This window comes from Ruegeria sp. BB10, from assembly GCF_056535725.1.
Map to the genome: position 1 here is coordinate 2,440,968 of NZ_JBQFIW010000001.1, position 20,736 is coordinate 2,461,703.

Annotated in this window: 21 protein-coding genes; 13 read left to right on the forward strand and 8 right to left on the reverse strand. The window is 59.1% G+C overall.

Annotated elements, in window-relative coordinates; genetic code table 11:
• Window positions 1-107 precede the first annotated feature (107 nt).
• A complete protein-coding gene (locus ACR3EP_RS12625; protein ID WP_170351051.1) occupies window positions 108-563 on the forward strand; it encodes a hypothetical protein in 456 nt (151 codons plus the stop codon).
• Between the two features lie 191 nt (window positions 564-754).
• On the opposite strand, the gene ACR3EP_RS12630 is transcribed toward ACR3EP_RS12625, so the two are convergent.
• Window positions 755-1,441 carry a response regulator transcription factor gene (locus tag ACR3EP_RS12630; RefSeq protein WP_058283107.1) on the reverse strand — a complete coding sequence of 229 codons (687 nt, stop codon included), beginning with the start codon at window positions 1,439-1,441 and terminating at the stop codon, window positions 755-757.
• Between the two features lie 161 nt (window positions 1,442-1,602).
• Here ACR3EP_RS12630 and ribA point away from each other — a divergent pair, with 161 nt between their 5' ends.
• A complete protein-coding gene (ribA, locus tag ACR3EP_RS12635) occupies window positions 1,603-2,697 on the forward strand; it encodes a GTP cyclohydrolase II (RefSeq protein ID WP_170351052.1) in 1,095 nt (364 codons plus the stop codon).
• Entirely contained in the window at window positions 2,694-3,194 is a 501-nt protein-coding gene (locus ACR3EP_RS12640) for a L,D-transpeptidase family protein (protein ID WP_170398239.1), read from the forward strand. Before ribA ends, ACR3EP_RS12640 begins: the two co-directional genes overlap by 4 nt.
• Here ACR3EP_RS12640 and ACR3EP_RS12645 read toward each other — a convergent pair.
• Complete coding sequence (locus ACR3EP_RS12645) at window positions 3,178-3,837, reverse strand: YggS family pyridoxal phosphate-dependent enzyme (protein ID WP_480638110.1); 660 nt, start codon at window positions 3,835-3,837, stop codon at window positions 3,178-3,180. The two genes, ACR3EP_RS12640 and ACR3EP_RS12645, sit on opposite strands and share 17 nt — an antisense overlap.
• A 102-nt stretch (window positions 3,838-3,939) precedes the next feature.
• Window positions 3,940-5,013, reverse strand: a complete 1,074-nt coding sequence (locus ACR3EP_RS12650; protein ID WP_480638112.1) for a porin — start codon at window positions 5,011-5,013, stop codon at window positions 3,940-3,942.
• Between the two features lie 283 nt (window positions 5,014-5,296).
• On the opposite strand from ACR3EP_RS12650, the gene ACR3EP_RS12655 reads away from it, so the two are divergent.
• The 4 genes from ACR3EP_RS12655 to holA all read left to right on the forward strand — a co-directional run bounded on the left by ACR3EP_RS12655 (window position 5,297) and on the right by holA (window position 9,895).
• Window positions 5,297-5,782: a DUF3576 domain-containing protein gene (locus ACR3EP_RS12655; RefSeq protein ID WP_170351055.1), complete on the forward strand. Its 486-nt coding sequence runs from the start codon at window positions 5,297-5,299 to the stop codon at window positions 5,780-5,782.
• Between the two features lie 72 nt (window positions 5,783-5,854).
• The gene (leuS, locus tag ACR3EP_RS12660) at window positions 5,855-8,392 is read left to right on the forward strand and encodes a leucine--tRNA ligase (protein WP_480638114.1); all 2,538 of its coding nucleotides are present in this window, start codon (window positions 5,855-5,857) and stop codon (window positions 8,390-8,392) included.
• Complete coding sequence (gene lptE, locus ACR3EP_RS12665) at window positions 8,379-8,870, forward strand: LPS assembly lipoprotein LptE (protein WP_480638116.1); 492 nt, start codon at window positions 8,379-8,381, stop codon at window positions 8,868-8,870. The genes leuS and lptE overlap by 14 nt, the downstream gene beginning before the upstream one ends.
• Complete coding sequence (gene holA / locus ACR3EP_RS12670) at window positions 8,867-9,895, forward strand: DNA polymerase III subunit delta (RefSeq protein WP_480638118.1); 1,029 nt, start codon at window positions 8,867-8,869, stop codon at window positions 9,893-9,895. The genes lptE and holA overlap by 4 nt, the downstream gene beginning before the upstream one ends.
• Here holA and ACR3EP_RS12675 read toward each other — a convergent pair.
• Window positions 9,892-11,073 (reverse strand): TIGR03862 family flavoprotein, encoded by a 1,182-nt coding sequence (locus tag ACR3EP_RS12675; RefSeq protein ID WP_480638119.1) that lies wholly within the window; start codon window positions 11,071-11,073, stop codon window positions 9,892-9,894. The genes holA and ACR3EP_RS12675 overlap by 4 nt on opposite strands.
• A gap of 48 nt (window positions 11,074-11,121) precedes the next feature.
• Between ACR3EP_RS12675 and ACR3EP_RS12680 the strand changes: the two genes are divergently transcribed.
• Entirely contained in the window at window positions 11,122-11,418 is a 297-nt protein-coding gene (locus ACR3EP_RS12680; RefSeq protein ID WP_480638121.1) for an HNH endonuclease, read from the forward strand.
• On the opposite strand, the gene ACR3EP_RS12685 is transcribed toward ACR3EP_RS12680, so the two are convergent.
• From ACR3EP_RS12685 to ACR3EP_RS12695, 3 genes are read right to left on the reverse strand one after another with little or no spacing between them, the layout of a single operon-like run.
• Window positions 11,419-12,156: a VOC family protein gene (locus ACR3EP_RS12685; protein WP_480638122.1), complete on the reverse strand. Its 738-nt coding sequence runs from the start codon at window positions 12,154-12,156 to the stop codon at window positions 11,419-11,421.
• Window positions 12,153-12,761 carry an enoyl-CoA hydratase/isomerase family protein gene (locus tag ACR3EP_RS12690; protein WP_480638124.1) on the reverse strand — a complete coding sequence of 203 codons (609 nt, stop codon included), beginning with the start codon at window positions 12,759-12,761 and terminating at the stop codon, window positions 12,153-12,155. Before ACR3EP_RS12690 ends, ACR3EP_RS12685 begins: the two co-directional genes overlap by 4 nt.
• Window positions 12,758-13,501 carry an SDR family oxidoreductase gene (locus ACR3EP_RS12695; RefSeq protein WP_480638126.1) on the reverse strand — a complete coding sequence of 248 codons (744 nt, stop codon included), beginning with the start codon at window positions 13,499-13,501 and terminating at the stop codon, window positions 12,758-12,760. The genes ACR3EP_RS12690 and ACR3EP_RS12695 overlap by 4 nt, the downstream gene beginning before the upstream one ends.
• 139 nt (window positions 13,502-13,640) lie before the next feature.
• On the opposite strand from ACR3EP_RS12695, the gene ACR3EP_RS12700 reads away from it, so the two are divergent.
• On the forward strand, window positions 13,641-15,164 hold the full coding sequence (locus tag ACR3EP_RS12700) for a DUF2125 domain-containing protein (protein WP_480638128.1): 1,524 nt from the start codon (window positions 13,641-13,643) through the stop codon (window positions 15,162-15,164).
• A gap of 49 nt (window positions 15,165-15,213) precedes the next feature.
• On the opposite strand, the gene ACR3EP_RS12705 is transcribed toward ACR3EP_RS12700, so the two are convergent.
• A complete protein-coding gene (locus ACR3EP_RS12705) occupies window positions 15,214-16,140 on the reverse strand; it encodes a hypothetical protein (RefSeq protein ID WP_480638130.1) in 927 nt (308 codons plus the stop codon).
• 239 nt (window positions 16,141-16,379) lie between these two features.
• On the opposite strand from ACR3EP_RS12705, the gene ACR3EP_RS12710 reads away from it, so the two are divergent.
• The 4 genes from ACR3EP_RS12710 to lpxK are packed head-to-tail and all read left to right on the forward strand — an operon-like array spanning window position 16,380 to window position 20,731.
• Window positions 16,380-17,726 carry a TldD/PmbA family protein gene (locus tag ACR3EP_RS12710; RefSeq protein ID WP_480638132.1) on the forward strand — a complete coding sequence of 449 codons (1,347 nt, stop codon included), beginning with the start codon at window positions 16,380-16,382 and terminating at the stop codon, window positions 17,724-17,726.
• Complete coding sequence (locus tag ACR3EP_RS12715) at window positions 17,713-18,513, forward strand: inositol monophosphatase family protein (protein WP_480638133.1); 801 nt, start codon at window positions 17,713-17,715, stop codon at window positions 18,511-18,513. Before ACR3EP_RS12710 ends, ACR3EP_RS12715 begins: the two co-directional genes overlap by 14 nt.
• Window positions 18,510-19,733 (forward strand): 3-deoxy-D-manno-octulosonic acid transferase, encoded by a 1,224-nt coding sequence (locus ACR3EP_RS12720; RefSeq protein ID WP_170533590.1) that lies wholly within the window; start codon window positions 18,510-18,512, stop codon window positions 19,731-19,733. The genes ACR3EP_RS12715 and ACR3EP_RS12720 overlap by 4 nt, the downstream gene beginning before the upstream one ends.
• Window positions 19,733-20,731: a tetraacyldisaccharide 4'-kinase gene (gene lpxK, locus ACR3EP_RS12725; protein WP_480638135.1), complete on the forward strand. Its 999-nt coding sequence runs from the start codon at window positions 19,733-19,735 to the stop codon at window positions 20,729-20,731. The genes ACR3EP_RS12720 and lpxK overlap by 1 nt, the downstream gene beginning before the upstream one ends.
• Window positions 20,732-20,736 lie beyond the last annotated feature (5 nt).

Here is a 20,736-nt window from a genome sequence, read left to right on the forward strand (position 1 = left end):
ACCGTTCGCAACATAAAGCGCAGGTTAAATCCTGTTTATGTTTCGTCGCCAGCATGGAAATCAGAACAGCGGTTCCCAACATTTGTGACTAGAAAACGGAGGAAACCATGACCAGATTCAAGACACTTGGCGCCGCCGCGCTGGCCAGCACCCTTGCCTTTGCAACCCATGCAGTTGCGGAAAACACACCTGATTTGCGCGGCGTCTGGAGCGGCACCCACACCGTTGCGGCCCTGCCCAACGAACACAGCGACGGAGCCCCGCGTTTTAATCAATCTGAGTGGGTTCTTGAGATCAAAGAACAGCAGGACAATGCGTTCTGGGGAACCAGCAAATGGAGCCGGATCGGCTCGGACCGGTGGAACGAAGGTCAGGTTACCGGAACAATCAGCCGCGATGGCACTGGTTCAATCGCCATGGTTGAAACCCGGGTCGGAGAAGACCGCCAGGTCAACGGGTTGATCGATGCCACATTTGAAGATGGCAAGATTTATGCTGATTTTCGTAGCCTGCGCAGCGGCATAACCTACGGTACCGTTCTGGAAAACGACGGCACCAGCTAAACTGTGTTTGAGTAAGCAAATCTGGCCATCGGATTTGTATCTTCGACCCAACTTGTTTCAAAAAAAGGCCGGGCCATCAGGCCCGGCAGTCCAACAGGGAGGTGCATGTCATTACCCGGACATGCGCGGGTTGGGAGTAATCTAATTACGTATCCAGAGTATCACTTTGATCCACGTCAATCCACAACGAGTTAAGAGACCAAGCGATATCCACCCGATTCTGTGACCAAAAGGCGCGCATTTGACGGATCGGGCTCGATTTTCTGGCGCAGACGGTAGATATGCGTCTCTAACGTGTGGGTGGTGACACCGGCGTTATAACCCCAGACCTCATGCAGCAGAACGTCGCGGGCAACCACGCCATCGGTCGAACGGTACAGGAACTTGAGAATATTGGTTTCTTTTTCGGTCAGCCGGATTTTGCGATCTTCTTCGGTGATCAGCATCTTCATCGCAGGCTTGAACGTGTACGGCCCCAGAACAAACACCGCATCCTCGGATTGCTCATGCTGGCGCAGCTGGGCACGGATACGGGCCAGCAGCACGGGAAACTTGAACGGTTTCGAGACATAGTCGTTGGCACCTGCATCCAGGCCCAGGATGGTATCTGCGTCGCTGTCATGGCCGGTCAGCATCAGAATCGGGCTTTTTACACCTTGCTTGCGCATCAGGCGGCACAGCTCGCGCCCATCGGTATCCGGCAGACCAACGTCCAGAATGACCAGATCGTAAATCGCTTCACGCGCCCGTTCCATCGCGGACTGACCGTCATGGGCTTCGAACACGTCGAAATCCTCGGTCATCACAAGTTGCTCGCTAAGCGCCTCGCGCAGGTCTTCGTCATCATCCACCAGCAGAATTTTCTTGAGCTGAGCCATGTGCGGTCCTCCTAAGCCTTTTCCACCACTTGCGCGCGGAAGATGCAATCAACAAGGTTTGCTGCAATTGTCTCACGCCCTCGTGTCCAAGGTAGAGGAAATGTTTCACATTTCTGCCGTATCAGGCTACAGGAAGGCTTGAACGTTACAGGGTAACATAAATGAGTCTGATCCCGGATATTTCAGAATTGCTGGCGCGTGCCCGCGCCGATCTGCGCATGGGGGTTCCCGTCGCATTGACCGACGACAGCGGGTTCAGCGTGCTGGCCATCGCGGCTGAGACCCTGAGCGCGCAACGGCTCGCGGATCTGCGCGGGCTTGGTGGCGACCCGGTGGTTGCTGTCACTGTGCGGCGAGCCGAGACACTGAAGGCCCGGTCTTATGACGGCGATCTGGCACGCGTTATCATCCCTGCCGATGCCGATATGACCTGGGTGCAGGCGGTGGCCGATCCGTCAGACGACCTGAACGCTCCGATGAAGGGCCCCCTGATGACCGAACGTCAGGGCAACGCCAACCTGCACCGCATCGCAATCGCCCTCACCAAGTCGGCGCGATTGCTACCCGCAGCCGTTGTGATGCCCATTGAGGATGGGCGCGGCTTTGCAGCGGCACATGGTCTGACATGCATTGACCACACCCGCGCTGCGCCACATCTGGCCGATCGCAGTGAGTTGCATGCGGTGGTTGCCGCCCGCCTGCCGATGGAAGTGTCCGAGGCCGGCCGGTTGCACGTATTCCGCCCCGAAGATGGTGGCGAAGAACACTATGCCGTCGAGATCGGGCGCCCGGACCGGGACAAGCCGGTTTTGGCCCGTTTGCATTCGGCCTGTTTTACCGGAGACCTTATGGGCAGTCTGAAATGCGACTGCGGTCCGCAATTGCGGGGTGCGCTGGCGCAGATGGGCTCGGAAGGCGCTGGGGTGCTTCTGTATCTGAACCAGGAAGGGCGCGGTATTGGCCTTGCCAACAAGATGCGTGCCTATTTCCTGCAGGATCAGGGGTTCGACACAGTCGAAGCCAATCATCGGTTAGGGTTCGAGGATGATGAGCGGGATTTCAGGCTGGGTTCGGACATTCTCAAGTCTCTGGGGTTCAACTCGGTCCGGTTGCTGACCAACAACCCGGCAAAGATCGCGATGATGGAGAAGACCGGTATCGCCGTGACCGAGCGCGTGCCGCTGAAGGTTGGCGAAACCGCCCATAACCGCGGATATCTTGCAACCAAGGCGGCCAAGTCCGGGCATCTGCTGTGACGCCGCATGATCTTGTCCTGACACCGCGCGGGGTACGATTTGCCGGGCGTGTGTTTCCGTGCACGATTGGCAAAGGCGGTTTGAGCCACGCAAAACGCGAAGGGGATGGCGCCACGCCCACGGGTGTACATCACATCGTGGGGATGCTGTACCGGCCAGATCGCATGGCCAAACCGGCCCCTTGGGCGATTCCCATCGGTCCGCGCGATCTTTGGTCGGATGACGGGCGGGACGACCAGTACAATAATCTGGTCAGCGCGCCCTATGACTTTAGCCATGAAAAGCTGCGCCGCGCAGATCCGCTGTATGATCTGGTGTTGATCACTGATTGGAACTGGCCCAATGCGATACCGGGCCACGGATCGGCGATCTTTGTTCACCAATGGCGCCGCCCGGGATACCCGACCGAGGGTTGCGTAGCCTTCCGCCGGGACCACCTGCATTGGATCGCGCGCCAGATTTCGCCTGGCACGCGTGTGATTATTCCTGCGGCCTGACCCGTTCACCAAAAATGGCCGAGCCCACGCGCACATGGGTTGCCCCCAGCGCAATGGCTTGCTCGAAATCACCGCTCATACCCATCGATAGACCAGTCAGGCCGTTGCGATCGGCTATTTTCGCCAGCAGTGCGAAATGAAGTGAGGGTTCCTCATCGACGGGTGGGATACACATCAACCCCTGGATCGGCAGGTCCAGCCCACGGCATTCTGCAATGAACGCATCCGCCTCTGCAGGCAGGATACCGGCCTTTTGATCCTCTTCCCCGGTATTGACCTGAATGAACAGATCCGGGCAGGTGCCGACCTCTTGTGCCAGCCGCGCCAGCGTTTTGGCCAGCTTGGGCCGGTCGACGGAATGGATAGAGTTCACCAACTCAATCGCCTGACGGGCTTTGTTGGTTTGAAGTGGACCGATCAGGTGCAGATCAATGTCTGCGAACTGCTCCATGAAACCCGGCCATTTACCTACGGCCTCTTGAACCCGATTTTCACCAAAACACCGATGGCCCTGCTCCAAAACAGCCTGCACACGTTCGTTCGGCTGCACTTTTGATACGGCGATCAATTTGACAGAACCGGCAGGCCGCCCGGCGGCAGTTTCGGCTTTGGAAATACGGGCAGTGATATCTTGCAGCGACATAAGCTTCCTCAATCTGCTTTCAGCGCAGGAAAACACCATGTCGGCAAAAAAGAAAAGGGCAGGTCCGAAGACCTGCCCTTAAACCTTGCGGTTCAACCCAACTTAGAAGTTGAAGATTGCACCAAAGTCAGCCTGGATGGAGTCTTCGCAAACCGAACAATCGTTGCGGCCGATACCACCGACCAGCGACGCGCCGCCGCCCAGGTCATAGCTTGCGCCGATAGCAATCTGCTGAAGGTCAGCGTCCGCGCTACCGTCACCGTAGGTGAACAGCAGGGTGGTTGCTGCGCCCAGGTTATAGGCACCCGACACACCCCAAGCGGTGCCGTCGGTTTCATAGAAGCGAGTACCGATCAGAGCAGGAGCGGTATTGTCTTCGTCAGCCACGAACAGGGTACCCGAGAAGTCGCCGAATTCAGCACCCAGGGTGAAAACCAGCAGTTCTGGATCCGAAACACCCGAAACACCAGCGTCAGTTTGACCATAAGCAATAGCTGCGGTGATGTTGTTGAAGGTGTAGGTCGCGCTCACGTCCCAACGGTCGGCGTCGATGGTGCCGCCCAGGCCGTCGTTCAGGAAGATGGTGCGCTGGTCATACGATGCGCCGAAAGCGAAGTCGCCAACTGCGTACTGGAAGAACACTGCGTTCGCACCCGAACCGGTCGAGGTGTACGACAGGAAGCTGTAGTCAACACCCGAATACTGACCTGCGAACAGTTCCAGACCAACTTCGTTACCGTAGTAGTTTGCCAGGTTGTCGAACGAACCGGCAACGTTGCCGGCGTCAACACGCAGACCACCGTAGATAACCGAGAAGCGCGCGCCGTTCAGGCCAGCGGAGTTGGCTTCGCCGGTCGACGAGTTTTCGTCGGCTTGCAGACGAACACGGCCTTCAAAGCGAACGCCACCGTCGGTTTCAGTGAAACCGTCGATGCTCAGACGGAAGCGCGATACCAGGATCGCGTCGTCGGAATCAGCAAACGTCGGAACAAAACCAGCTGTGGTGCCGCCGTTCACGGTGGTCAGAGTGGCAGCAGTTAAGCCGGTCGCATTGGCGCGATCTTCAACGTAGCCAATACCGAAACGGCCATAACCGCTCAAGTTTACACCGGAATCAGCCGCTGCGACACCTGCGGTCGCAATAAGAGCTGTCGATGCGAAGAGAACTTTTTTCATCTTGTTTCCCTCGGTTTCAAAAGTTTTTCTACTCGACACATGCCTCAGCACATGTCTCAGCACGGGAACCGTTTCGCTCTTTTTGCCCCCAACACGCAAGCTTGGCATAAATGACTCGGCTGCATTGAGGGAAAATTGGTGCAAGGATGCCACAGTCTGTTTTTGGGCATCGGTAAGCCCTACGACCACTGATATGTGACAATAATAGGGTTGTTGCTGAACGGGTCCTTGTCTAGGAGTAACAATTGACAACGTTGACCAAAGTGAACAGGACCAGTCGATAATGCGCCTGCAGACGATTTTCGGTTTGATCATAATGACTGCTGCCGTGTCCGCCTGCGGACAGAATCGGGCCGCACCAACCGAGTACACTACGAATCTCGATGCGGGTAAAACCGATGAGCGCCAGCTCAACGATCCGAATCGCGAGACCATCTGGGATGTGTTCAACACGGCCAATGCTGAACAGATCACAAATGTGAATCGCTATCTTTGGACGGCGTCGCTGGATGTATTGAATTTCCTGCCGGTTCAGGAAGTTGATCCCTTTACCGGGGTAATCGTGACCGGGTACGGCACACCTCCGGGTGGGGGGCGGCAGTATCGCGCGACAGTTCACATCAGTGACCCGGCCCTGGCGGCGCGGTCTCTGTCGGTCTCGCTGCAGACCAGCGGTGGCGCTCCGGTCAGTGCAGCCACGACCCGCGCAGTCGAAGATGCAATCCTGTCCCGCGCCCGTCAGTTGCGCATTGCGGACAACAAGTTCTAGCAACTCGTCGAAAATCACACTAATACCACGCCGGGTTCCTACCCGGCGTTTTCATTCACGAAGGACCGTACGATGTCTCGCTACTCGGCCAACGAAATCGAAGCAAAATGGCAAGAGGCCTGGGACAAGGCCGGAATCTTCACCGCCAACCACAAGGCGGACAAGCCGAAATACTATGTGCTTGAGATGTTCCCCTACCCGTCGGGCCGAATCCATATGGGACATGTGCGCAACTATACGATGGGCGACGTGATCGCGCGACACAAACTGGCGACCGGCCACAACGTATTGCACCCGATGGGCTGGGACGCCTTCGGAATGCCTGCGGAAAATGCGGCGATGGCCATTGGGGGCCACCCCAAGGACTGGACCTACGGGAACATCGCCGACATGCGTGGGCAAATGAAGCCGTTGGGCCTGTCGATTGATTGGTCGCGTGAGTTTGCAACCTGTGACCCAGAATATTACGGCCAGCAACAGGCGTTGTTTCTGGATATGCTCGATGCTGGGCTTGTTTACCGCAAGAACGCCGTTGTGAATTGGGACCCGGTCGACATGACCGTTCTGGCCAACGAACAGGTGGAACAAGGGCGCGGCTGGCGCTCGGGCGCGTTGGTTGAACGCCGCGAGTTGACCCAATGGTTCTTCAAGATCTCGGACTATTCCGAGGAACTGCTCGACGCACTGGACACGCTGGAAAACTGGCCCGCAAAGGTCCGCTTGATGCAGGAAAACTGGATCGGCAAGTCACGCGGCCTGCAATTCGGGTTCGAGCGCACGGACGGAGGCGAACCGATCACCGTCTACACGACGCGCCCCGACACGTTGTTGGGCGCGTCGTTTGTGGGCATCTCGCCGGATCACCCGATTGCCAAGCAGTTGGAAGCCGAGAACTCCGAAGTCGCTGAATTCGTGGCTGAATGTCGCAAAGGTGGCACCACCGAAGAAGCCATCGAAACGGCTGAAAAGCTGGGTTACGATACCGGGATCCGCGTCAAGCACCCGCTGGACCCAAGCTGGGAACTGCCAGTTTGGATCGCCAACTTCATCCTGATGGACTATGGCACGGGCGCGATCTTTGCCTGCCCCGCGCATGACCAGCGCGACTTGGATTTCTGCCGCAAATACGGCCTGCCCGTGGTCGATACGTTCTTTGCGCTGGATGACGCCACTCCGGTCGACAAAACCGCCTTCGTGCCGCCCAAGACCGAAAAAGTCCGTTGGGTGAACCATTTCGCGGGCCTCACCGAAGCCACGGGTGATGAGGCCATCAACGCCACCGTCGACTTCGCTGAAAAGGCCGGTTGGGGCGAAGGCGTCACCAAATACCGCCTGCGGGACTGGGGCCTTTCCCGCCAGCGCTATTGGGGTTGCCCGATTCCCGTTGTCCATTGCGACAGTTGCGGTGTGGTGCCCGAGAAGAAAGAGAACCTGCCGGTCCGCCTGCCCGATGATGTCACCTTTGACAAACCAGGCAACCCGCTGGACCGTCACCCGACCTGGCGCGACTGTTCCTGCCCGAACTGCGGCGCCCCGGCCAAGCGCGAAACCGACACGATGGATACGTTTGTCGATTCGTCGTGGTATTTCGCCCGCTTCACCGCCCCGCGCGCCGAAACGCCCACTGATCTGGCCGAGGCCGAATACTGGATGAATGTGGACCAGTATATCGGCGGCATCGAGCACGCGATTCTCCACCTGCTCTATTCCCGCTTCTTCGCGCGGGCGATGAACATCACGGGCCATCTGCCCAAAAAGGCCATCGAACCCTTCGATGCGCTGTTCACCCAAGGCATGGTGACCCACGAGATTTACCAGACCCGCGACGAAAACGGCCGCCCGGTCTATCACCTGCCCGAGGACGTGACCGACGGCAAACTGGCAGACGGCACCGAGGTCGAGATCATCCCTTCGGCCAAGATGTCGAAATCCAAGAAGAACGTGGTCGACCCGGTCAGCATTATCTCGGCGTTCGGTGCCGACACCGCGCGCTGGTTCGTGCTGTCCGATTCGCCGCCCGAGCGCGATGTGGAATGGACCGCGTCCGGGGCCGAGGCCGCCTATAAGCACCTCAACCGGGTATGGAACCTCTGCGACAAGATCGGGGCCATGAACCCAGCAGCCGAAGGGGAAGGCGATCAAGAGCTTTTGCGCGAGATGCACAAGACTATCCACGACGTAACCCTTGGCGTTGAGAGCTTTGGCTTCAACGCAGCGATCGCGAAACTCTACGCGTTCACCAATACGCTGGCAAAATCCAAAGCTGGCGCTGCGGCGCAAAAGCAGGCAATAAAAACGCTGGCGCAGCTGATGTCGCCGATGACGCCGCACCTTGCAGAAGACATCTGGGCACATCAAGGCGGCGAAGGCTTGGTGGCGGTAGCCCCATGGCCCGTTGCGGATCAGGCGATGCTGGTCGACGACACGGTGACCCTGCCGATTCAGATCAACGGCAAGCGCCGCGCGGAAATCAGCGTGGCCAAGGATATGGCGAAGGACGAGGTTGAAAAAATCGCGCTCAGCATCGAAGCTGTGCAAAAGGCGCTGGATGGCAATGCGCCTAAGAAGGTTATTGTTGTCCCGGGCCGGATCGTAAATGTCGTTGTTTAACCGAAGAATCCTGTTGATGATACCGCTGGTGTTGGCTGCCTGCGGCTTTGAACCGGTCTACGCGCCCGGAGGTTCGGGTGCGGCCCTGAACGGCAAGGTCGCCGTTTCAGCGCCAAACTCGGTCGACACCTATTTGCTGGTCCAAAATCTGGAACAGCGGCTGGGGCGCAGCGCGACCTCGGGCAGCGAATACAATCTGAATGTAAACGTCTCGATTGCTTTCCAGCGGTCTGCGATCACTTCGACGAACGAAACCAACCGCTATACCCTCGAAGGCAAGTCGAGCTACACGCTCAAATTAAACGAGACCGGTCAGGTCATTGCCTCGGGCACGGTCGAGAATTTCGTCAGCTATTCAGCCGCCGGATCGACAGTGTCCACGCTGGCGGACGAACGCGACGCCCGCAAACGGTTGATGGCGATCCTATCGGATCAGATCGTAAACGAACTCTATGCTGCGCCAGGCCTTGGTTCATGAAGCTCAGCCCGCGCGAGGCTGAAGGGTATTTCGCCCGGCCCGACACCGACAAGGCCGGGCTTTTGATTTATGGTTCGGATACGATGCGCGTGGCACTGAAACGCCAGCAGGTTCTGTCGGCACTTCTGGGCGCCAATGCCGAAGAGGAAATGCGCCTGACCCGCATTCCGGGCACAGATTTGCGCGGCGATCCCGCACTTTTGTTGGATGCGGTCAAGGCCGTGGGGTTTTTCCCGGGCCCCCGCGCCGTATTCGTCGAAGACACCACCGACACCGTCGCCCCCGCAATCATCGCCGCGTTCGAAGACTGGGCCCCTGGTGATGCCCAGATCATCGTCACCGCCGGGCAGTTGAAACCCAGCTCGAAAATCCGCAAAGCGTTCGAAGCGCATCCCGCTGCCTATGCTGTCGGCATCTATGACGACCCACCCTCGCGGGCCGAGATCGAACGGATTCTGACACAGGCCGGGTTGCAGAACATCCCTCGCGATTCGATGTCAGCCCTTGCTGAGCTGGCCACTGGGATCAGCCCCGGAGACTTCACGCAAACCATTGAAAAACTGTCGCTCTATAAACGTGGAGACAGTTCCGAACTGGCCATCGAGGATATCGAAGCTTGCGCGCCCCGCTCGACAGAGGCCGCGTTGGATGATGTTTTAAACGTGGTCGCTGAAGGCCGCGCCGGAGAGATCGGTCCGCTGATCCGACGGCTGCAATCACAGGGCACCAATGCGGTCAGCCTGTGTATCGGCGCAACCCGGCACTTTCGCACATTGTATGCCTGTGCCTCGGACCCCGGCGGGGCGGCACAGGGCATCGGCAAGCTGCGGCCACCGGTCTATGGCAAACGCCGTGACCGGATTTTACGCCAAGCCCAGGGCTGGGGAGCACCGAAGTTGCAAACGGCTCTGACAGTTCTGACTGATACTGACCTGTCACTGCGCTCAGCTGGGCAGACTGCGCCTGCCATGGCGCTGGTGGAACGGGCAATGATCCGTCTGGCTATGCTGGCCCGATCACGCTAGCCGGTGCGCAACCAATCCACAGCCGAACGCCCGGCCCATCGCCCAGTCGCCATGCAAGCGGTCAGCAGATAGCCCCCGGTCGGAGCTTCCCAATCCAGCATCTCTCCGGCACAGAACACGCCGGGCATTGCGGTCAGCATTAGCCCCTCGTCCAGCGCTGTACATCTGACCCCACCCGACGTTGAAATGGCTTCATCCATTGGGCGCAGGACAGCCCCTGAAACAGGAAGTTGTTTGAGTGCAGTGGCCTCAGAGGATTGCGGCAATCCACAACGTTTCGACATCTCATGGAACAACGCAATCTTTTGCCGCGGCAGCTTCAATGACTTCTTCAGCCATTGTGACAGTGTGGTCTTGGATTTCTTTGCATCCAACCGAGACTGTAGCGCCACTGCGTCCAGATCGGGCACAAGATCGACTAACAGGTCCGCACCGGCGCGCAAAGCCGGGGTCAAAGAATACAACCCGCCGCCCTCAAGCCCCGTTGCCGATATCGTGGCTTCTCCGCGGCTGTCCAGCTCTCCGGCCATCCAACGCACCGATTTCAGCGCCGCGCCGAAATGCGGGGTCATGTGGGGACTCCAGTCAACGGACAAGGCGGAATTCGCCGGGGCGAAGGGTGTCAGCGCGACGCCTTTCTGTCGCAAGGTATCCGCCCATTGACCGTCTGACCCCAACCGCGCCCAGCTGGCCCCGCCCAGCGCCAGAATGGTCACATCCGGCTTCAGGCTCTGTGTACCTTCAGACGTATCGAAAATCAGCGCATCGCCGTCCCATCCCAACCAACGCCAGCGGGTTTGTATCCGAACGCCCGCGCCCTCAAGCCGCCTCAGCCATGCGCGCAACAGCGGCGAGGCTTTCATCACTGTCGGGAAAACCCGCCCGGTCGAGCCGGTAAACAGCTCTTGCCCCAAGCCCTGCGCCCAGTCTTGCACCCCAGCGGCGTCGAATTCGGCAATCATCGGGCGCAGCCAACCAGCCGCCTCTCCGTAGGACTGCAGGAAGGTTTCGAACGGTTCTTCCTTGGTCAGGTTCAGACCCGACTTGCCCGCCATCAGAAACTTGCGTGCGACTGATGGCTTGGCCTCGGCTACCAGCACGTCATGGCCAGCAGCTGTCAATTCCCCTGCCGCCATCAGGCCTGCGGGTCCGGCCCCGATCACCACTGCCTGCGCCATGTCTGTCCCCTTGCCTTTCACGCCATCCAGCGCAAATTTGTACCTGCCATGTCAGACAGCGATCCGATCTGCCCGCTTTGTGACCGCCCCATTCCGGATGGGGGCGGCAGCCTGCACCATCTGATCCCAAAACTCAAAGGGGGCAAGGGCGGACCCACGGTTTTGCTGCACGTGATTTGCCACAAAGAGATCCACGCCACCCTGACTGAGAGTGAACTGGCCCGCGTGTTCAACACGGTCGAGGCCCTGCGCGCACATCCACGACTAGAGAAATTCCTAACTTGGGTGCGCAAACGCCCACCCGGCTTTCGATCGAAAGTACCGGGCAAGCGGCGCGGACGCTGATCAGCCAGGCCGCACCGGATCACCAAAAGCATCCCTCAGGGACGTCGACAGCCCCTGAACCTCTAACCCCCTGTAATCCGGTGCCGGCGCAAACTGTGCCCCGGCGATGTGCTGGAATTCCATCGTGGTATAAGGACGTTTCCAAAGCCACTCGCGGTTCTCAACGGACCAAAGGTCCGGATTGGGCGGTGTGTCATCGGTGAACGCATAAAAATGCAGGTCGAACCCATATTGGGCCACATCTTGCACCGACAAAAGCTGCATGCCCTGCGCACGGCAAAACGCATCCTCGGCGGCGATGTCGCCTGTGCGCAAGGTGATCTGGCCGATGCAGGCTTTGGCAAACGGTTCGGCTGGGTCGGCTGCGTTGTCAGGCCGGTTGCCCTGAAAATCATGTTGCAACAGCTCGATCACAAACCCCTGAGGGTCTTTCAGGTGACACAGATAACCGATGTCGAGGAACTGTTTCGGGTCCGAAACCTCAACCCCCCTCGCCCGCAAGTGGGACACAGCCAGGTCAACATCCGGCACGGTGATACCGATCTTCCAATACCGCTGACCACCATCATGAGTGTATCCGCCGCCACCCGGCATCAGCAGCAGGTCCGCATCCTGACCGGCATAGCCGACACGGCGGTTCAGCCCCTGCGCGCGTGTCGTCATACCCAGAATATCCGTATAAAACCCGGTCAGCCGGTCCGGATCAGCAACACGTAGCAGCACAGCAGACAATCTCATCGACACATCCTTGCGATTCCGGTGGCAATTCGCGGATCGGCGGCAAGGCTGTCCGCCACCAGTTCATGGGCCTTTGGCGTTAGTTGATCGGGGTCGACCACTCGGTCGACCAGTCCAAAACGATAAGCTTCATCCGCCGTGATCTTTTGCCCGGCCATCAGAATCATCTTGGCCCGTGACGGCCCGATCAGGGCGGCCATACGCACCGGGTCCGAAGGTTGCGGCAAAAACCCCAGCTTCATCACCGGATAAAAGAACTTGGCCTGTGGTACCGCGATGCGGATATCACAGGCCAGAACCATCCCGTTAGCACCCCCCGCCAGCGTTCCGTTCAAAGCGGCCACCGTCAAACAGGGCAGCGCCGCCATGGCCCCCGACAACCTTTCCCACAGATCCGAGGTCGCCAGACCTGCACGGGCCTCATCCAGATCTGCCCCTGCGCTGAACACCTTACCCGCGCCGGTCAGGATCAGCGCCCGCGCCTCGGTTGCGGCTTCGGTGATTTCGACCAATTCACTCAGCATCGCTGCGGTCAGCGCATTGGCCTTTTGCGGGTTATTGAGCGTTATCGTCCACAGCCCATCCGCCCTGGTCAGTTCAATCACGTCAGCCCTACCCTTTGCCGGATATCTTCGCGCCGCAGTGAGATTTCGGAACCCAGAAACTCATCCGCATCCGGCGAACACATCCACAGCAATGCCCGCGCAGGCCAGTCGGCAGGGATGTGATCATCCCAGTCGAGCTGACTAACGGCGTTGATGCCGCTGGCCTTAATCACCCGCTGCATATCTGTGGCAACGGTACCCGGCGAAAGGCCCATGGCGCGGATGCCATGAATAGAGTCTTCAAGATGAAGGCATTCGGTCAGCATCTTTGCCCCGGCTTTTGAGGCGCAATAATGGCTCCATGCCTCAATCGGATTGGTCGCGGCGCCCGAGGATATCGTGATCACAGTACCCCCGCCCGCCGCCCGCATGACCGGCAGAACCGCGCGCATACCATAGAAAATACCTTTGAGGTTGATGTCGATCGCCTGGCTCCATGCTGCAACGTCCGCATTGGACAAGTGAAAGATCGGATCAATGACGCCCGCATTGCCGATCAAAACATCCAGCCCGCCAAAGCGGTCGACACAATCTGCCACGGCCTGTTCGACCTGCGCGAAATCGCTGACATCGCATTGCATCGCGATTGCATTATCGCCCAGCGCGGCGGCCAGCGCATCAATCTGGTCGCGGCTACGCGCCACCAGCGCGACATTCGCCCCGGCTGCGGCAAATACGCGCCCTGCCTCGGCTCCGATACCGCGGCTGGCCCCTGTTATCAGTACGGTTTTGCCCTGCATATGGACCCTGTACCTCCGTTGTTTTTAGATTGTGTGAATCTTTACCGCGCCAAGTGGGAAAGGGTCCAGCCCTTGCCCCTTGACGCCCGGGGCCACAGGCACGACGATGCCGGCAAATTTGTTCAAGAAGGGTTCTCAAATGTCCGCTTTCCTCCGCCGCAGCAGCGGCGCAGTTCTGGCCTATGCCGTTGTCACTCAGGGCGCGTTCGCCGATGTCACCACCCAGCAGGTTTGGGATGATTGGCAGGCCTACCTGTCCCAGATGGGCTATACGGTTTCGGCGGAACAATCCATCTCGGGCGGGGTGACCACGATCACCGATATGAATGTTGCCTTGTCTTCGCCGGACACGGACGGATCGTTCAAGATGACCGTCCCGCAGATGACCCTGACTGAAAATGGTGACGGCACAGTCAGCATCGGTTTCCCCGAAAGCTTTCCCATGACCCTGTCCGGTGAGGAAGAGGGCGAGGCGTTTTCCGTTGATATCGAGTACTACCATACCGGGCTTGAGATGGTCGTTTCGGGCCAACCGGACGATATGACTTATGACTATTCCGCGCCCACACTTGGTCTGAAACTGGGTGGCGTACAGGTCGAGGATGAGACCCTGCCCAACGACATGCTGGCCATGGATTTCAAACTGACCGACTTGTCAGGAGATTCGCGGATGAAGATCGGCGAAACCCGCACAGTGGACCAGAAAATGACCGCAGCCGGGCTGACCTATGATCTGGGATTCACCGATCCCGAAGGGTCAGATGATGGCAAGATCAACGGGTCGATGAACCAATTGACCTTCGAAGGCACCAGCGTGATCCCCGAAGATTTCGACGGCACCGATCCGCAGTCCTTCTTCAACGGCGGGGTCTCATTCTCGGGTCTGTTCACTTACGCTTCGGGTCAGACCGCGATTGAAGGGACGAGCGAAGGTCAGGCTTTTTCGATGGCCACCCAATCCGAAGGTGGCCGGTTCGGCGCCAGCTTGGATGATCAGCGTCTGGCTTATGATGTCGAACAAAACAGCACAAACCTCGCCGTGACTACGGCCGAGCTGCCGTTCCCAATCGAGATGGCAATGGCCGAGACAGGGTTTGGGTTCGAATTCCCGGTGCAGCAATCCGAAGAAGAGCAGCCCTTTGGACTGTCGGTCAACGTAACCGATTTCACCATGTCGGACGTGTTGTGGAGCATCTTCGACCCGGCAGGCGCCCTGCCGCGCGACCCGGCAACCATCGCGCTGGACGCCACCGGAACCGCAAAAATCCTGACGAACTTCTTCGATCCGGCCGCCATCGAGGCTCTGGAAACATCTGGCGAAGCACCGGGTGAGTTGAACTCGCTGAAGATCAACGAATTGCTGGTCTCAATGGTCGGAGCTAAATTGACGGGTGACGCGGACTTTACTTTCGACAATTCCAGCACCGAGGAGTTCGACGGGCTGCCGTCCCCGGCCGGCGTGGCGAACCTTCAGCTGGCGGGCGCCAACGCATTGATCGACACGCTGATCACCATGGGCGTGATCGGCGAAAGCGACGCGATGGGTGCGCGGATGATGATGGGCCTGATGGCCGTACCCGGCGACGAACCGGATACGCTGAACTCGAAAATCGAGTTCACGGAAGATGGCCAGATACTGGCCAACGGTCAGCGCATCAAGTGATGTTGGGGGGCGAAGCTCAATATTACCAGAGCTTCGCCCGTTAACTGACTCAGGTCTGCAAATCCAACTCGTGGACTAGAGCTCGTGCGATACGCCGTCCGGCGGTTCGACCATTAAAATACGCGGGTGTCGGCAGATCCTTAGCAATGCTCTGCATGTGGAACCGGTACATCCCCTCATAAAATTTGAAGTTGGTCTCACACAGAAAAAATTTCCCGGTTGCTGCGCATGGAAGAATGTCATGCGCGTAAAGCCCGACGCCCACAGCATTCTTGACGCTTTTCGCGATGTCGCGGATTTGGTCACTATTGGGTTTGATCAGTAGGTCGTGAAAATGTGTTAGCATTTCAGCGTCAACCGGCGTCCCCCGAGTTCGGACATTGAGTCCTTTTCCGGCTCTTATCCACGAAAACAAGACCTGTTCGCCTACCGCCATGGCACGAATGGATAAATGCCAGGGCTTACCTTTGTGTTCGTATTTGCAATTGATGTAATCGGTGTTGTACCGCGTGGAATCCAATTCCCTTTCGTCGCTCACGAGTTGCACCGGAACATGCGCGTTTGACACTTCGTTCGAAAAAACAGTGCCGAAACTGTCACCCGCCTCAATCAACCTAGGCATGGGAACGCCCGCGGCCGTCAAAACCTTGTTCTGGCGGACTTTGTGGCCAATGACGCGCCCATGTTCAACGGAATGCAGTACCTTGTGACCCAGAGCAGCAAGCTCTGTTTCACGTGCACGCAGCCAGTCTACTTTTTGATGCTGAACGACGAAAAGCTCGTTGTAATGCAGCAAAACATAGCTTTTCGGATCTGTTGTCGGGCCGCGCTCAATCAGTTCCCGGAAAGGTAAAACTTCAGCGGGGACTTGCAGCTTGGTAAGAACCCTTGTGAAATGGCTGATGATATTGCTCGACCCTTTGCCCGCGGCAACGACATGCGGCTCGTCAAAATCAACTACGAAAAACTGAGCCAAGCCAAGCTCTCCTATTTGCCTTCACTTGCCCGGGTGAAAGTTTCAATCTGTTGTGATCGTCACCCGGAAATCTGTAATGCGTCCCAACTAATGAAAGTTTATACGGAAATGTAAACCCTTCGGCTGCCCCATCTGAATTTGGGCCAAACTAAGGGGGCTGACCTGTGATCTATCTGCCCAGAGGTCTTGCGGGACGGGCGGTCCAAGGCTAGGTCCAATGCAATACAACCGGAGGCCGCATGACCCTTACACCTGAAGACATCAGCCAATCCTTGATTGACGCGGCCCGCAATGCCGGGGCCGACGCGGCGGATGCTATTGTGATCGATGGCTCTTCGGTTTCAGTCGAAGTGCGGAGCGGGGCGCTGGAACATGCCGAAAGGTCCGAGGGTACTGACCTTGGTCTGCGGGTGTTCCTGGGGCAGCGGCAGGCGATCGTGTCCAGCTCTGACAGCCGCCCGGAAACCTTGACCGCGATGGCCGAGCGCGCTGTGGCCATGGCCCGCGAAGCCCCCGAAGATCCGTTCACCGGGCTGGCCGATGCGGCGCAGTTGGCCACGGATTGGGATCTGCCCGCATTGGAATTGTTCGACCCCACCCCGGAACCAGCGGCCGAAGACCTGCTGCATGACGCGCTGGCAGCCGAAGCTACGGCACTGGCGGTTCACGGCGTATCGCAAGTATCCGATGCAGCGGCGGCTTATGGCACGCACCGTGTACATCTGGCAGCAACCAACGGTTTTTCCGGTGGCTATGCCCGCAGCAGCCGCTCGACCTCATGCGTGGCGATCTCGGGCGAAGGTACCGGGATGGAGCGCGACTATGACGGCGACAGCCGCACCTTTCAAAGCGACCTGCGCAGCCCCGAGGAAATTGGCCGCACCGCAGGTGAACGTGCTGTGGCGCTGGTCGGGGCTCAGAAACCCGCCACTGGCACATTTTCAGTGCTGTTTGACGAACGCATCTCATCCTCGCTGATCGGTCACCTGCTTGGGGCCAGCAATGGTGCGGCCATCGCGCGGGGCGCGTCTTGGCTTAAGGACTGTCTGGGCGAACAGGTGTTACCTGACCACCTGTCGCTGATCGAAGACCCGCACCGCCCACGCATCGCGGGCTCGCGCCCCTTCGACGCCGAAGGACTGCCAACGCAGCGGCGCGCCATTGTCGAAAACGGCGTGCTGACCGGCTGGACGCTTGATCTGTCCAGCGCGCGCAAGCTGGACATGACCTCTACCGGTAACGCCACGCGCGGCGTGTCGGGGCCACCTTCGCCCAGCAACTGGAACCTGAGCCTGACCCAAGGCACACACAGCCGCCAGGACCTGCTGCGTGACATGGGCACCGGGCTGCTGGTGACATCTATGATCGGCTCGACCATCAACCCAAACACGGGTGACTATTCACGCGGTGCATCAGGGTTCTGGGTCGAGAACGGAGAGATCACGCATCCGGTCAACGAATGCACCATCGCGGGCAACCTGCGCGATATGTTGAAACGGATCATTCCGGCAAACGACGCGCGCCCGTATCTGTCGCGGGTGGTTCCGTCGGTGCTGATCGAAGGAATGACACTTGCCGGCAGCTGACCTGCAACTTTTGATCGACGCCGCATTAGAGGCCGGAAAGATCGCCACCCGATACTCGGGCACAACGGCGCAGCGCTGGGATAAACCCGACGGCGCCGGACCGGTGACCGAGGCCGATCTGGCCGTCAACACCATGCTGGAACAGAGCCTGCCCGCCGCCCGGCCAGGCTATGGCTGGCTGAGCGAAGAAACCGAGGATTCCACTGACCGGCTGACGAAGGACCGGGTGTTCATCATCGATCCGATCGACGGCACGCGCAGCTTTGCCGAAGGATCGCGCACCTGGGCACACTCACTGGCCATTGCAGAACAGGGCGAAGTGATTGCAGCTGTAATTTACCTGCCTTTGCGCGATCTGATGTATACTGCGGCCAAAGGACAAGGCGCGTTTCTGAATGGGGCGCCGATCCACGTCTCGGGCATCACGACGCTGGACACGGCGCAAATATTGGCGGCCAAACCCAATATGAAGCCACACCATTGGCGGCAGGGTCAGGTGCCTGACTTTGAACGGGTCTATCGCCCGTCACTGGCCTATCGAATGGCGCTGGTCGGACAAGGGCGTTTCGACGGGATGCTGACGCTGCGGCCCAGTTGGGAATGGGATATCGCTGCGGGCGACCTGCTTATCCGTGAGGCTGGCGGCCGCTGTTCCGACCGGTTGGCGCAACCCTTGCGGTTCAACAACGCCCATCCGCGCCTGAACGGCGTGATCGCGGCCGGCACGCCCATTCATGACACCCTGCACGCACAGCTTGACCCGGGCAGCACCGGAATCCGCCCATGAGCCGACCGCGATCCCTCAGCCTGGCAGCCTATCGGGTTCTGTCCTGGGGCGTGTCCAACCCGAGCAGCCAACCCGAGATCCAGCGCCCTGAGGGCGAGTTGCTATGGGTCCATATCAACGCGCAGGATCGCCAGCGCGCGGTCGTAGATTTCTGCCATAGGCTGCAGCAGGTCCGACCCACTTTGCATGTGCTGCTGACAGTGCCCGCCGAAGCCGACCTGAGCCTTTGGGAGCAAGGAGACTACCCGCTGGTGAACCTGCCCTCGGAACAAGCGGGGGCAGCACGCGCGTTTCTGGACCATTGGCACCCCGAAATCGGCCTGTGGGTCGGGGGCGGGCTGATGCCCAATGTTATCACGCGCGCCGAAGAGCGCGGTATTCCCCTGATCCTGATCGAAGCACGGGTTGATATAAAGATCGCGCGCGGCGCCCGGTGGCTGCCGGACATCACCCGTTTTACTTTAGACTGTTTCAAAACCATCCTGACCACGAATTCGGAAACCACCCGGACAATCCGTCGCCTTGGCATCACGTCGGGCAAAGTCACCGACTCTCCACCATTGTATGTCAGCCCGAACCCGCAGCCCTGGCCCGAGGATGAACTGATCGAAACCAATCACGCACTGGCGGGGCGTCCGGTCTGGTTGGCAGCATGTGTGCGGGACAAGGAGTTCATCTCGATCCTTAGTGCCCATCGCCAGGCATTGCGGATGTTGCCCCGGCTGACACTGGTGCTGCATGTGGCAGACACCGCCGAGGCAGAACCACTGCAAAACCGCCTTGAGACTATGGATCTGCGTTGTACCAATTGGGACACCAGCGGTCAGATCGAAGACAACACGCAGGTTATCCTGTCCGCCCACTCCGAAGATCTGGGCCTGTGGCACCGGATCTCGCCAGTCACATTCATGGGCAGTTCGCTAGAGCGCGACGCGGGTGGGCGCGATCCACTTTTTGCCGTTGCCCTTGGGTCGTCTGTCATCCACGGCCCGTTTGTGCATCGTCATCAGCAGATGTACGATCAACTGGATCGGGCCGGCGCTGCCCGCATGGTCAGATCCGCAACCGAACTGGGCGACGCCGTGGTCGAGCTGCTATCGCCTGACCGGGCTGCAGATATGGCGTTGGCCGGGTGGCAGATCGTATCCGAAGGCGCACCACAAGCGGATCAACTGATCGATATGGTGCAGGATTGCCTGGATCAGCGGAGTGCGGATTGATGAGAGCACCTGGTTTTTGGAACACCGCCCCCAACCGGCTGGATATGCGTGCCAGACTACTGGCACCGCTTGGCCGAATCTACGCCGCCGCAACCGCCCGGCGGGTTGCGTCCAAACCGGGGGTTAAACCCGGCGTTCCGGTCATCTGCATCGGCAACTTGAACGCGGGTGGCACCGGCAAGACCCCAACCGTGATCTGGATGATCGAGCAATTACGCGACGCCTGGCACGAAACGCATGTGGTGACGCGTGGTCATGGAGGTTCGTTAGAAGGGCCCGTGCAGGTTGACCCATCCAAACACACCGCCGCGCAAGTCGGGGATGAACCCCTGTTGCTGGCCGCCTTTGCCGAGGTCTGGGTGGCCAAGGACCGCGCCGCCGGCGCGCGCGCGGCAGCCGAAGCCGGGGCCAGTGTGATCCTGCTGGACGACGGGTTTCAGAACCCCTCGGTCGCCAAGGATTTCTCGGTCATCGTGGTCGATGCGGCGCGCGGATTCGGCAATGGGCTGTGTCTGCCTGCCGGGCCTTTACGTGAACCTGTTGAAACCGGATTGCAACGCGCCGATCTGGTACTGTCGCTGGGTGATACCGACGCGCAGTCGCAATTTACCGATCGCTGGGGGGCGAAATTGACTGCTCCCCACGCCACCGGCACGGTTGAGCCCCTGCAAACCGGTATGGATTGGGCAGATACGCCGGTTCTGGCCTTTGCAGGGATCGGCCATCCTGAAAAGTTCTTTGCCACCTTGCGCCAACAGGGCGCGACACTCTTGCGGGCCGAGGCACTGGACGATCACCAACCGCTGACCCCTGCCCTTATGACCCGGTTAGAGAACGAGGCCCGCCTGCTGGGCGCGCAAATGGTGACAACAGAAAAAGACGCCGTGCGCCTGCCACCGGCGTTTCGCAGCAAGGTCATCACCCTGCCTGTGCGTTTGAATGTGAATGAGGCCGACAAGGTGCGGCAGATGCTGCTGCAAATCGCCCCGTCGCCGTAAAGTGC

Coding starts and splice junctions, on each gene's coding strand:
- ACR3EP_RS12625 (WP_170351051.1), top strand. CDS start 108: ATGACCAGATTCAAGACACTTGGCGCCGCCGCGCTGGCCAGCACCCTT.
- ACR3EP_RS12630 (WP_058283107.1), bottom strand. CDS start 1,441: ATGGCTCAGCTCAAGAAAATTCTGCTGGTGGATGATGACGAAGACCTG.
- ribA (WP_170351052.1), top strand. CDS start 1,603: ATGAGTCTGATCCCGGATATTTCAGAATTGCTGGCGCGTGCCCGCGCC.
- ACR3EP_RS12645 (WP_480638110.1), bottom strand. CDS start 3,837: ATGTCGCTGCAAGATATCACTGCCCGTATTTCCAAAGCCGAAACTGCC.
- ACR3EP_RS12650 (WP_480638112.1), bottom strand. CDS start 5,013: ATGAAAAAAGTTCTCTTCGCATCGACAGCTCTTATTGCGACCGCAGGT.
- ACR3EP_RS12655 (WP_170351055.1), top strand. CDS start 5,297: ATGCGCCTGCAGACGATTTTCGGTTTGATCATAATGACTGCTGCCGTG.
- leuS (WP_480638114.1), top strand. CDS start 5,855: ATGTCTCGCTACTCGGCCAACGAAATCGAAGCAAAATGGCAAGAGGCC.
- lptE (WP_480638116.1), top strand. CDS start 8,379: ATGTCGTTGTTTAACCGAAGAATCCTGTTGATGATACCGCTGGTGTTG.
- holA (WP_480638118.1), top strand. CDS start 8,867: ATGAAGCTCAGCCCGCGCGAGGCTGAAGGGTATTTCGCCCGGCCCGAC.
- ACR3EP_RS12675 (WP_480638119.1), bottom strand. CDS start 11,073: ATGGCGCAGGCAGTGGTGATCGGGGCCGGACCCGCAGGCCTGATGGCG.
- ACR3EP_RS12680 (WP_480638121.1), top strand. CDS start 11,122: ATGTCAGACAGCGATCCGATCTGCCCGCTTTGTGACCGCCCCATTCCG.
- ACR3EP_RS12685 (WP_480638122.1), bottom strand. CDS start 12,156: ATGAGATTGTCTGCTGTGCTGCTACGTGTTGCTGATCCGGACCGGCTG.
- ACR3EP_RS12695 (WP_480638126.1), bottom strand. CDS start 13,501: ATGCAGGGCAAAACCGTACTGATAACAGGGGCCAGCCGCGGTATCGGA.
- ACR3EP_RS12700 (WP_480638128.1), top strand. CDS start 13,641: ATGTCCGCTTTCCTCCGCCGCAGCAGCGGCGCAGTTCTGGCCTATGCC.
- ACR3EP_RS12710 (WP_480638132.1), top strand. CDS start 16,380: ATGACCCTTACACCTGAAGACATCAGCCAATCCTTGATTGACGCGGCC.
- ACR3EP_RS12720 (WP_170533590.1), top strand. CDS start 18,510: ATGAGCCGACCGCGATCCCTCAGCCTGGCAGCCTATCGGGTTCTGTCC.
- lpxK (WP_480638135.1), top strand. CDS start 19,733: ATGAGAGCACCTGGTTTTTGGAACACCGCCCCCAACCGGCTGGATATG.